Source organism: Microcystis sp. M109S1 (assembly GCF_020247025.1).
Taxonomy (GTDB): domain Bacteria; phylum Cyanobacteriota; class Cyanobacteriia; order Cyanobacteriales; family Microcystaceae; genus Microcystis.
This window is the reverse complement of the sequence record NZ_JADBRW010000398.1, coordinates 1-10370: the sequence shown is the minus strand read 5'-3', so window position 1 is coordinate 10370 and position 10370 is coordinate 1. Positions and strand designations below refer to the sequence as shown.

11 protein-coding genes and 3 pseudogenes are annotated in these 10370 nt (G+C 41.3%); 6 read left to right on the top strand and 8 right to left on the bottom strand.

Translation table 11 applies throughout. From position 1 onward, the window contains the following. Positions 1-321: 321 nt before the first annotated feature. From cruF to IM322_RS19620, 3 genes are all read left to right on the top strand, one after another. Complete coding sequence (cruF, locus tag IM322_RS19630; protein ID WP_287676707.1) at positions 322-1236, top strand: gamma-carotene 1'-hydroxylase CruF; 915 nt, start codon at positions 322-324, stop codon at positions 1234-1236. 1 nt (position 1237) lies between these two features. Further along, positions 1238-2428, top strand: a complete 1191-nt coding sequence (gene cruG, locus IM322_RS19625; RefSeq protein ID WP_287676705.1) for a 2'-O-glycosyltransferase CruG — start codon at positions 1238-1240, stop codon at positions 2426-2428. A gap of 108 nt (positions 2429-2536) precedes the next feature. Further along, the gene (locus tag IM322_RS19620) at positions 2537-3850 is read left to right on the top strand and encodes a hypothetical protein (protein WP_287676702.1); all 1314 of its coding nucleotides are present in this window, start codon (positions 2537-2539) and stop codon (positions 3848-3850) included. A 15-nt stretch (positions 3851-3865) separates the two neighbouring features. On the opposite strand, the gene IM322_RS19615 is transcribed toward IM322_RS19620, so the two are convergent. The 3 genes from IM322_RS19615 to IM322_RS19605 are packed head-to-tail and all read right to left on the bottom strand — an operon-like array spanning position 3866 to position 4851. Continuing rightward, positions 3866-4279: a type II toxin-antitoxin system VapC family toxin gene (locus tag IM322_RS19615; protein ID WP_287676700.1), complete on the bottom strand. Its 414-nt coding sequence runs from the start codon at positions 4277-4279 to the stop codon at positions 3866-3868. Then, a complete protein-coding gene (locus tag IM322_RS19610; RefSeq protein ID WP_002766985.1) occupies positions 4276-4539 on the bottom strand; it encodes a hypothetical protein in 264 nt (87 codons plus the stop codon). Before IM322_RS19610 ends, IM322_RS19615 begins: the two co-directional genes overlap by 4 nt. A gap of 60 nt (positions 4540-4599) precedes the next feature. After that, complete coding sequence (locus IM322_RS19605; protein WP_353737533.1) at positions 4600-4851, bottom strand: hypothetical protein; 252 nt, start codon at positions 4849-4851, stop codon at positions 4600-4602. A gap of 209 nt (positions 4852-5060) precedes the next feature. Here IM322_RS19605 and IM322_RS19600 point away from each other — a divergent pair, with 209 nt between their 5' ends. Both IM322_RS19600 and IM322_RS23535 read left to right on the top strand, forming a co-directional pair. Further along, positions 5061-5414 carry a type II toxin-antitoxin system RelE/ParE family toxin gene (locus IM322_RS19600; RefSeq protein WP_287676695.1) on the top strand — a complete coding sequence of 118 codons (354 nt, stop codon included), beginning with the start codon at positions 5061-5063 and terminating at the stop codon, positions 5412-5414. After that, positions 5414-5743: pseudogene (locus IM322_RS23535) on the top strand (helix-turn-helix transcriptional regulator). Before IM322_RS19600 ends, IM322_RS23535 begins: the two are co-directional and overlap by 1 nt. Before the next feature lie 138 nt (positions 5744-5881). Here the strand turns inward: IM322_RS23535 and IM322_RS23530 are convergent. Both IM322_RS23530 and IM322_RS19585 read right to left on the bottom strand, forming a co-directional pair. Further along, positions 5882-6250: pseudogene (locus IM322_RS23530) on the bottom strand (DUF5615 family PIN-like protein). Continuing rightward, positions 6241-6489 carry a DUF433 domain-containing protein gene (locus tag IM322_RS19585; RefSeq protein ID WP_002743172.1) on the bottom strand — a complete coding sequence of 83 codons (249 nt, stop codon included), beginning with the start codon at positions 6487-6489 and terminating at the stop codon, positions 6241-6243. Before IM322_RS19585 ends, IM322_RS23530 begins: the two are co-directional and overlap by 10 nt. Positions 6490-6774: 285 nt before the next feature. On the opposite strand from IM322_RS19585, the gene IM322_RS19580 reads away from it, so the two are divergent. Next, on the top strand, positions 6775-7881 hold the full coding sequence (locus tag IM322_RS19580) for a tetratricopeptide repeat protein (protein ID WP_287713310.1): 1107 nt from the start codon (positions 6775-6777) through the stop codon (positions 7879-7881). A gap of 43 nt (positions 7882-7924) precedes the next feature. Here IM322_RS19580 and ureC read toward each other — a convergent pair whose 3' ends face one another. The 3 genes and pseudogenes from ureC to IM322_RS19565 all read right to left on the bottom strand — a co-directional run. After that, positions 7925-9634: an urease subunit alpha gene (gene ureC / locus IM322_RS19575; protein ID WP_287674764.1), complete on the bottom strand. Its 1710-nt coding sequence runs from the start codon at positions 9632-9634 to the stop codon at positions 7925-7927. An 81-nt stretch (positions 9635-9715) separates the two neighbouring features. Continuing rightward, positions 9716-10228 (bottom strand): annotated as a pseudogene (locus IM322_RS19570) (polyphosphate kinase 2 family protein); the annotation flags it as partial. A 27-nt stretch (positions 10229-10255) separates the two neighbouring features. Next, the coding region (locus tag IM322_RS19565; protein ID WP_130758671.1) for a transposase at positions 10256-10370 on the bottom strand (115 nt) is incomplete at its 5' end.

The window sequence follows — 10370 nt, the reverse complement described above, 5'->3', positions numbered from 1 at the left end:
TCGCCCCTACAGGACGCGGGCCGATGAAGACGCAAGGTTTTGAAGCACGATTCTCTCAAAATCTTGCACCTGTTTCGCTCGTAAAGCCACAAAACCCTTACCTTGCCTACATTTCACATTTATTCAGCAAGCCCTAAATAGACAATTTGATTGATTATTATGACCACTGACTCCTGCCTAGTGACTCCTAAAGAACTACTACAGGCAAATCCCTAACCCCTGTAAAACTTTTTTGCCGAAAGTGACCGATCTGGGTAATAATTCTTTAATAAAGATTTGTAAACTTGAAAATGATTATCCCTTCGCAGTGCTAGAGATTTAATGAGACGACTAATTGCGATCGAAAAAGCTCTGCTCATCGGTCATATTGTATCGATGGCTTTTGGACTAGCCGGATTGTTGCTAGTTCTGCCCCATCCCGAATTTGTGGCCAATTTACCAGATTTTGGCAAAACCTTCTTTGCTTGGTCAATGGCCGGGGGGGGTGTGGTGTATATGGTGTTAGGAATGGCAGCGGTGGCTGTTTATGCCTATCGAACTCTAGGAGTGTGGCACTGGTTAGGATTCATGGTTCCCGCTATCAGTTTATCCCTTTGTAGCGAACTATTAGGAACCAGTACTGGCTTTCCTTTCGGTCATTATCGTTATCTTTCGGGCTTAGGTTACAAAATTGCGGGTTTAGTACCCTTTACTATCCCCCTATCTTGGTTTTATCTCGGTTTTAGTGCCTATATTATCGCTCGTGTTGGTTTATCCACTCTTGCTTTACCCCAATGGCTACAAAATCTAGGAGCGATCGCTATCGGGGCGGTATTATTAACTTCATGGGATTTTGTCCTAGATCCGGCCATGAGTCAAACTACCATCCCCTTCTGGATTTGGGAACAACCGGGGGACTTCTTTGGGATGCCCTATGAAAATTTTGCCGGTTGGTTCGGTACAGGCTGTGTTTTTATGACGGTAGCCACTTTAATCTGGCAAGCGCAACCGGTGAAACTGCCAAGTCAAGATTTAACCCTGCCTTTTCTGATGTATTTAGGTAATTTTGGCTTTGCTACGGTCATGAGTATCGGTGCTGGTATTTATCCGCCGATTTTCTTAGGATTACTCACCGGTGTTCTGCCTTTAATCCTTCTCTATAATCGCGCCAAGGCTGTTGCTTCCCGACAAACAGTGCCGACAAGCGAAGTAACAACCCTAAAAATCCCCGTTGTGTCGGTGAGAGGAGCCAAATAAGTTGTTAACTGAGATAATTCTCGGTGCATTCTGCCTGGGGCTACTGCTGTCTCAGGCTGTTGCCTTTTTTATCCTTCTTTCCCGTCTGCTGAAAGGGGTGCGTCGTCGTCCTCCCCTGACTCCCCAACCTCCCACCCCGGAGATGTTAGGGACAGTAAGCGTAATTGTGCCGACGTTAAACGAAGTGGCCAGGATTGACGGTTGTTTACGGGGATTGAGTCAACAGAGTTACGAAGTGCGAGAAATTCTGATTGTCGATAGCAATTCCCAAGATGGTACTAGGGAAAAAGTTAAAGAGATAGCGGCAAAAGACCCCCGCTTTCGCTTGAAAACCGATTATCCTTTGCCTACCGATTGGGTAGGTCGTCCCTGGGCGTTACACAATGGTTTTTTGTTTAGTTCTCCTAAAAGTGACTGGATTTTGGGCATTGATGCCGATACCCAACCCCAAGAAAATTTAGTCGCTAGTTTAGTTAAAACTGCGATCGCAGAAGGTTACGATTTAGTTTCCCTGTCGCCGCAATTTATCCTCTCCTATCCGGGAGAATGGTGGTTACAGCCGGCTTTATTGATGACTTTGCTCTATCGCTTTGATGCGGCCGGAGTGCGCGGGCAAGATCCCGAACGAGTGATGGCCAATGGTCAATGTTTTCTCTGCCGGCGGTCAGTTTTAGCGGCTTTAGACGGTTATAGCGGGGCAAAAGGTTCTTTTTGCGATGATGTCACCCTGGCCCGTCTAGCGGCAACGAAAGGCTATCGGGTGGGATTTCTCGATGGGGCGAAATTAATTCGGGTGCGAATGTATGAAGGACTCAAGGAAACTTGGCGCGAATGGGGCAGATCTCTTGACCTCAAAGATGCCTCCTATCAGGGGCAATTATGGGGCGATTTAGCTTTATTAGCTCTTACTCAGGGATTACCGATAATTATCACGCCTTTACTGCTCACAGCTTTGATTTTTGGCTACGATTTCCTGAGTTTAAAAATTGTCTTGACTTTAAACCTGCTGCTGTTATTGATTCGTTTTGCCCTTTTATTGGCTGTCTCTCCTAGTTACTATCGCGGCGAAAAAGTCAATCTATCTTCAGGATTATTTTGGCTATCTCCCCTAGCGGATCCGCTGGCAGTTATCCGCATTTTTATCTCTGCTTTTACCCGTCCCCAACGTTGGCGCGGTCGAGTCTATCAGTAATCGGCCTTTTTCATGCTAAATCCGGTTATTAAAAACTGATTATTTATTCTCCGTTTTGCCTCTTGCCTGTCCTTATAAGTAGCCTATGCTCAACGGATTTAGTATAATATGAATTCTCCTGCACCTGTGCCGACACCCTTTCAAGTTGCTTTAGAGCGTTACCAGAATGCTCTAAATTATTTAGATACTTCTCATAATAAATCTCTGAAAAAAGAACAGGCTTTAGAAATTATTGCCGCCAGAGATGCTCTTCATAAACAAATGGAAGCTGAGGCGGAAATTTCGGTTGATATGCGGTCAAAATTAATCGAACAAGATAATAGATTAAAACAGAAAAGCTACAAAATTACTCAAGTTCTTGACTTAGCTGAATATCGGGAGACTTTACCTATTTCTGCTCAGGCTTGGTGGTGGCATTTAGAAAGTAGGGAATCTCTGCATCCTTGCAATCGCTTTGATTGGCTATTGAGAGTCGGTAAACTGGTTTTATTAGGGGTTAATTTTACATTAATCGGAACGATTGCTACTCGGTTTCTTAGTGGTGGTTCAGGTTTGCTAGAAATAGGGGGTGTTATTTTTTCGACTTTCATTTCTTTATTACAAACTGAAAATGCTCTCACACGAACGCGCCAGAAGGGTTTTGTTAAGTTAATGAAATTTCTTGGGATTGCTGAACATTGGTATGAAGAAATACAGTTTTCTGTAACAGTAATAGTCTTTGCTTTTCTCTTGGGAATTTATCTAAATTTCTCTTGGTTTTCTGAGTTTTATAAGCAAGCAGGAAGCCGTTTACAATCTCCTCCGCCAGCAAGCCAAGAACTTCCTAATTTAGCCTTAGCAGAAGAAAAGTATTTAAAAGCAATTGAGTTAGATGCAGATAATCTAGATGCTCATTATAAGTTGGCAACACTTTATGAAGAGTTACAGGATTTGACTAATGGGAAGAAACACTATTTAATTGCGGCAAAAGGTGGTTTTATAGATGCTTATCATAATCTCGCTTATTGGTATCTGCGAGATAATAAGAATGCAGAAGCAGTAGAGTTACTGGAAAAAGCCAAGAGATTATTGGCAGAAAAAGATGAAAAACTAGACCAATTTACTGAAGATGAGAAACGCAATTTAGCAGTACAAAAATATAGTATTTATAAAAATCTAGGCTGGGCCAGATTTAAGCAAAATCGCAGTGAAGATGCAATTCCTAATCTTTTAGTTGCTATTGGTATCGCTGAAAATCCAGCTTATCAGAAATTTATCCGCAATCCCGGTGCTGCTTTTTGTATTTATGCTCAACTTTTAGAAAAAGAAGACAAGAAATTATCTCAGGAAAATTGGCGTAAATGTCTTAATTTAGCTCAAGGGAGGGTAATTAATACAGAGGAGGAGCAATGGTTATATGAAGCGAGGAAAAAATTGAAGTGAAGTAAAATTTACTGACTATTCTCTGAGTAATGCGCTAAATCCTTCTTGCTGAAAATGCTTATCAAAAGTTAATATTTCATAGATTTCTAGTTGTCTCATAATCTGCATGGAAGCACAATCAGTTAAACTGTAACCTTTATCTAACCGTCTTTGATAAAAATCAAAAGCTTGCTGAAATTGTTCACTGGTTTGGGGAATGATTTCTATACTAGAATCATTTTTCAAATCGTTGGTTAAGTTAATAGCAGATTGGCGTAGATAATCTCCTCTTCCTGACAATGCGTTAAGTAATTCTGTCAAAATCATTTCGCTAGTAATTCCTGTAAATTTTCCTAGTCTTGCTGTCATTAGTGTGGCAAGTTCATGGAGATTGTCTCTATAATCAGCGAGTGCTTGCAAATAGGATGTATCTAAGAAAATTTTTCTCATTCTTCCTCATCTTCTCTTGGTGCGCCGTACATATAGTGTTCAAAATTACGCGCAAAGTCTGTAGGTAAGTGTTTTCGCCATTCTGACTGGGGAACAAGTGCACCAATTTCGGCAATTCTTTGCCAAAAAGGTTTTTTGCGGAATTCGGGATCAGCTTGAAGTTGAGCGAATTTTGCTTGTAATTCAGCTATTGTCGGAAGTTCCTCTATTGTCGGAATTTCTTCTGTGCGAGTGGGATTGTTTGGGGGATTCATAATCATTTAGTGGGATTGGTTTACTACATATATTATAACTTTGAATTGACGTTCGTTCTGTGTTTGTTATTCTTCCTCATCTTCTCTTGGTGCGCCGTACATATAGTGTTCAAAATTACGCGCAAAGTCTCTGGGAAAGTGTTTTCGCCATTCTGATTGAGGAACAACATTACCAATTTCTATAATTTGTTGCCAGATAGGTTTTGCTAAAAATTCTGGTTCATTTTCTAGCGCATCCCATTTTGCATCGAGTTCTTCCATTGATAACTCAGGCTCTTCGGATGTGTTAGATATTGAATGATTGTGTAAGTTAGTCATGATTAAAGTTTCCTTAGTGATAGTTTACTTTTATCATAGCATTTTCGAGTTGGAGCGAGGTACGGAGATTATCGAGGGTAATTAACCACAGAGACACAAAGAACACAGAGATTATTTGCCAATATTATAATTTATACTGATGATGGCAAGAGAGCCGAATGTTTAACTGAAAGCTTGACATTATTTTATGTACAGACTATATTATAGTTATGGAATGGAATATTATATTTGATCCAGATTTTAGGTTCTGGTTTTATCAACAAGAACAGGGACTTCAAAATGAAGTATTTGCTGTTTTAACTGTATTGATGAAACTTGGACCAGCACTGGGGAGACCACGAGTTGATACCATTGAAGGATCTTCTTTTAAGAATATGAAAGAGCTTCGTATTCAGTATAAAGGTGAACCTTGGCGTGTTTTATTTGCCTTTGATCCTCATCGACAAGCAATTTTACTTGTTGGGGGGAACAAGTCAGGTAACAAAAGATGGTACAAAGAAAATATTCCTATAGCAGATCAACGTTATCAAAAATATCTGGAAAAACTTAAGGAAGAAAAGTGATGAAAGAATATACCAACTTCTCGGAAGAATTCAATAAACTTGGTAAAGAACGACAAGCAAGTATTAAAGCAAGAGCTTCTCAAATTTATTTAGAGGAACTTACGCTTAAGTATTTGCAAGAAAAACTAGGTTTATCTTTATCAGAATTGGCAGAGCATCTTGAAGTGCAGCAATCAATAGTACCTAGACTTAAACAAGAGTAAAATCTAGAGCTAAATACACTGCGCGAAGTAGTTAACGCATTAGGTGGAACTGTCGAAATTATTGTCAAAATTCCCAACAAAGAACCTATAATTATTGGTGACTATTCAGAAACGAAGTGTAATTAACCACAGAGACACAGAGGACAGGGAGATTATTTGCCAATGTTATAATTTGTACTCAATAATAAAGGTGTTCGCTTTTGGAACACAATATTTAAGATGGAATTAACGGGAAGACTCCAGGAACGCTATAAAGCAAAAATCTTAAATTGGTAAAAGTCTAATCCGAAAAATACTATCTGTCACTGACACAATTGCTCCCGTCTTTAATGCTTTTGTACAATCTCGTAAAACTATAGTTAAACGCTGATTAATTAGATTGTAGTTTTCATTGCCTAAACGGAATAGGATGACACTTGGTAAATTATCACCACTAATAGCGAGAAGTTGAGAAAAATCTAGATCGACAGTTAAAATTATCCGCTTTTATCTTTTTGCTTTGGCAAGAATTTCCTGATCAGATAAAGTTTGTAAGCCTTCATCTCGAAGATGAACGACATCATAACCTTGTTCTCTTAACCATGAGACTGTACGCAGAGAAATCCCCATATCGGCTAGAAACTCTATCTCCATTGCTCGATTAATTCAAAATGATGAACTTGTTCTCTGGCTAACCAAGAAGCATATAATAAACATTGGTGAATATCTTCTCTTTCTAGGTCAGGGTATTCCTCTAATATTTCCTCTATCGGCTTTTCGTTAGCAAGTAGATTAAGAATTAAAGAAACAGGAATACGCATTCCTCGAATACAGGCTTGACCTGCCATAATTTTGGAGTTAAAAGTAATTCGGTCTAATTGTTTTAAGGTCATATAGTTTCCAGAAATATGAAGATGATACCTGTGGTAATTTTATTATAGCTAATTCTATAGTTGCGAGTGGAAGTGGGAAATTACTCCTTCAGTGAGGGTGCAAAGCTTGTCTCCAACCCCATAGGGAAGATTAGGGAATGGTGAGGTTTTAAGTTGTAGTAGCATGATAAGTGAAGTCAGGTTGTGACTCTAGACGAGAAACCCCGTTTTCTGAAATCGCACCAGATGAGGACTAAAGTTCAACAACGAAACTAATTAAATCCAAAACCTTAATTGATTCTAGTTATGAATAAATTTCTCAAACTCTTTACCCCCATTTCCCTGATATTAATTACGGTAGGATTTTCGTCGGCGACTTTCAGCAACACTGTTGGAGTTAACACAATTTTTGAGGTAAAAGGGAAAGTTACTGTCAAGAAACCACAATGGAAAAAACCGCTTCCTGCTTCTGTCGGACTTACCCTCAGTTTTGAGGATAAGTTAGAAGTAGCAGCTAACGCTTCGGTTAAGGTTTATTGTAGTAATCTCAAGCAGTGGACGGTTAAACCGGGAAGGTATATTGTTTCTAGTGGCTGTCCTCGGGGAAATCCTGTGATTCCACTTCCCAATAGCAATAATACAACCCTCCGTCCAACAGGAAAAACAGAGAAAGCTTTAGCAAAATTACCTTATCTAATTACTCCTCGTCAAACGAATATTCTTACCAATCGTCCTCCCCTGCGGTGGAATGCTGTTCCGGGTGCAACTAATTATACTGTCAAAATAGATGGGGTTAATTGGGAAACGCAGACAAACAAAACTGAAATAGTCTATCCTGGTGAACCTCCTCTGGAACCAGGAGAGCGATATCGAGTAACCATAGAAGCTGATAATGGTGCGTCTTCTAGAAGTGATGATGAAAAAGTCGGGTTTACAATATCAGATGAACAGACGAAAACAACGGTTTTAGATGCTGTTAAAACTGTTCAACAGCAGCAATTATCACCAGAGGAAGCAGGGTTAGTTTTAGCGCATCTTTATCGAGGTTATGGGTTGTATGGGGATGCGGTTGAGGTATTGGAAGGATTGGTGAAGCAAAATAGTCAGGTTGCTACGGTTTATCAACTATTGGGTGATACTTACCTTAAGATTGGTTTACCTCAGTTGGCAAAAAAACCTTATGAAAAAGCGTTAAAACTGGCAACAAATACCGAGAATTTGTCAGTACAAGCGGAGATACAAGCGGGGTTGGGAATAGCTTATCGTCTCTTGGGAAATAAGGATGAGGCGATACAGTGGTTGAAGAAGGCGAAGGGCACTTATAATCAGTTAGGAGATACTTCGCAGGTTCAGAAATTAGATGAAACAAAATTTCATATCTCCCCCAACCCCTCTAACTCCCCACTCCCCTGACTCCCACAAAGCTCCAAAAATAAGGTTTTAAAAAAACCAGAATTCAAAATAAGAAATAGCGTTGGGCCATGGGTAAAACCGTAGCAGGTTCACAGATTAATAATTCGCCGTCAGCACGCACTTCGTAGGTTTCGGGATTAACTTCCATGCGCGGTAAAGCGTCATTGAGCTTCATACTGGCCTTACTGATATTGCGCGTATTCGACACGGCCACGGCGGTTTTTTTCAGCTTTAACTTCTCAGGGATGCCCGCTTTCATAGCATATTTAGAAACAAATGTCAAGGAAGTTTTGGCGATCGCGCCACCAAAAGAGGCAAACATGGGACGCATATAAACCGGTTGCGGTGTGGGAATACTGGCATTAGCATCGCCCATTTGCGCCCAGGCGATTAAACCGCCTTTCAGGACAATTTCCGGTTTTACGCCAAAAAATGCCGGTTTCCAGAGAACCAAATCGGCTAATTTGCCCACCTCGATGGAACCGACATGATCGGAAATACCATGGGTAATAGCAGGATTAATCGTATATTTAGCAATATATCGTCTTGCCCGCAGATTATCATTCTCGCCCGTTTCCCCGGTCAGTCTGCCCCGTTGTACCCGCATTTTGTGGGCAGTTTGCCAAGTGCGGATAATTACTTCTCCCACCCGTCCCATAGCTTGAGAATCGGAGGAAATTATGCTAAAAGCCCCTAAATCGTGGAGAATATCCTCGGCGGCAATAGTTTCGCGGCGGATGCGGGATTCAGCAAAAGCCACATCTTCGGGAATGCTACGGTCTAAATGATGACAAACCATCAACATATCAAGGTGTTCCTCTAAGGTATTCACCGTATAGGGACGCGTGGGATTAGTAGAGGAGGGTAAAACGTTCATTTCCCCGCAAACCTTGATAATATCGGGAGCATGACCACCGCCGGCCCCTTCCGTGTGGTAGGTGTGAATGACGCGATTTTTAAAAGCGGCGATAGTTGCCTCAACAAAACCGGCTTCATTGAGAGTATCGGTATGAATTGCCACCTGCACATCGTACTTATCGGCAACGCTTAAGCAGGTATCAATGGCTGCCGGAGTGGTTCCCCAATCTTCATGGAGTTTTAAGCCAATTACCCCCGCTTTTACCTGTTCCGCTAGTCCTTCCGGCTGACTGCTATTGCCTTTGCCCAAAAAACCCAAATTCATCGGGAAAGCTTCGGCCGCCTCTAGCATTCGATAGATGTTCCATTCTCCCGGGGTGCAGGTGGTGGCATTAGTTCCCGTCGCCGGTCCGGTCCCGCCACCAATCATCGTGGTAATCCCCGACGCAATCGCTGTCTCAATTTGTTGGGGACAGATAAAATGAATATGGGCATCAATCCCCCCTGCTGTCAAAATCATCCCTTCCCCAGCTAATGCCTCGGTAGCAGGACCGATAATAATATCAACATTATCTTGAATGTGGGGATTGCCCGCTTTACCGATTTGATAAATTTTGCCATCTTTAATGCCCACATCGGCTTTAACGATGCCCCACCAGTCGAGAATTAAGGCATTAGTAATCACTAGATCTACCGCTCCATCTTCCCTAGAAATGGGGGATTGGCCCATACCATCGCGAATTACTTTACCACCGCCGAATTTTACCTCATCGCCGTAGGTGGTGAAATCTTTTTCGACTTCGATAAATAATTCCGTGTCTGCTAGGCGAACTTTATCTCCGACGGTGGGGCCGTAGGTTTCAGCATAGGTGCGGCGATCGATGCGATAATTCATAGGGGGAATTCTTTAAAATCGAGATCGATTATACGATCGATTTTCCGGCAATTATCGCTTTTTCGGGATTTTCTTCCATTTTTAATCTGGCTCGTTTTCGAGGATTTCTTTGGCTTTCAGTAAAGCTTGGCGATGTTCTTCGGTGACGGTGGGATATTTTAAACCGAGGGATTCGAGGGTGTAATAAATAACCGCCCCCACAGCTAAACGGGTAAACCATTTGCGTTCTCGCGTAGCGAGCGCGTTGCGACCAGCCGGGATAATATACCAAGGAGCCCACTCGGTACTGGTATGATTGAATACCTCCTCGTAGGCTTTCATGTAATCATCCCAAAAAGCCCTTTCTTTGACATCATTTTCGGAAAACTTCCAGTTTTTTTCAGGGCGATCAATTCTTTCCAAAAATCGTTTTTTCTGTTCTTCTTTAGAAACATTGAGAAAGAATTTCAGGACAATAACCCCATTGTTAACCAGATATTTTTCAAAATTATTAATCTCCTCAAAACGTCGCTGCCAAACTTTCTTGGTTCTGTCTTCTGGGGGGAGTTTTTGCCGTTCCAATAAATTTTGATGGACACGCACAACTAATAATTCTGGCTCTTCGTTACCCTTTATGCTAAATCAACAGACAAGATGCCAAGACAACATACTTCTAACCCAAAAATTCCGAAAGTTTCTAAAGCCATAGCCTCTTCGTTTTATTAGTTTAAGTTTATTGTTGATTCCCTCGACCACC

Excerpts from the sequence above, each read along its gene's own strand:
- cruF (WP_287676707.1), top strand. The coding sequence starts at position 322 with ATGAGACGACTAATTGCGATCGAAAAAGCTCTGCTCATCGGTCATATT.
- IM322_RS19620 (WP_287676702.1), top strand. The coding sequence starts at position 2,537 with ATGAATTCTCCTGCACCTGTGCCGACACCCTTTCAAGTTGCTTTAGAG.
- IM322_RS19615 (WP_287676700.1), bottom strand. The coding sequence starts at position 4,279 with ATGAGAAAAATTTTCTTAGATACATCCTATTTGCAAGCACTCGCTGAT.
- IM322_RS19610 (WP_002766985.1), bottom strand. The coding sequence starts at position 4,539 with ATGATTATGAATCCCCCAAACAATCCCACTCGCACAGAAGAAATTCCG.
- IM322_RS19605 (WP_353737533.1), bottom strand. The coding sequence starts at position 4,851 with ATGACTAACTTACACAATCATTCAATATCTAACACATCCGAAGAGCCT.
- IM322_RS19600 (WP_287676695.1), top strand. The coding sequence starts at position 5,061 with ATGGAATGGAATATTATATTTGATCCAGATTTTAGGTTCTGGTTTTAT.
- IM322_RS19585 (WP_002743172.1), bottom strand. The coding sequence starts at position 6,489 with ATGACCTTAAAACAATTAGACCGAATTACTTTTAACTCCAAAATTATG.
- IM322_RS19580 (WP_287713310.1), top strand. The coding sequence starts at position 6,775 with ATGAATAAATTTCTCAAACTCTTTACCCCCATTTCCCTGATATTAATT.
- ureC (WP_287674764.1), bottom strand. The coding sequence starts at position 9,634 with ATGAATTATCGCATCGATCGCCGCACCTATGCTGAAACCTACGGCCCC.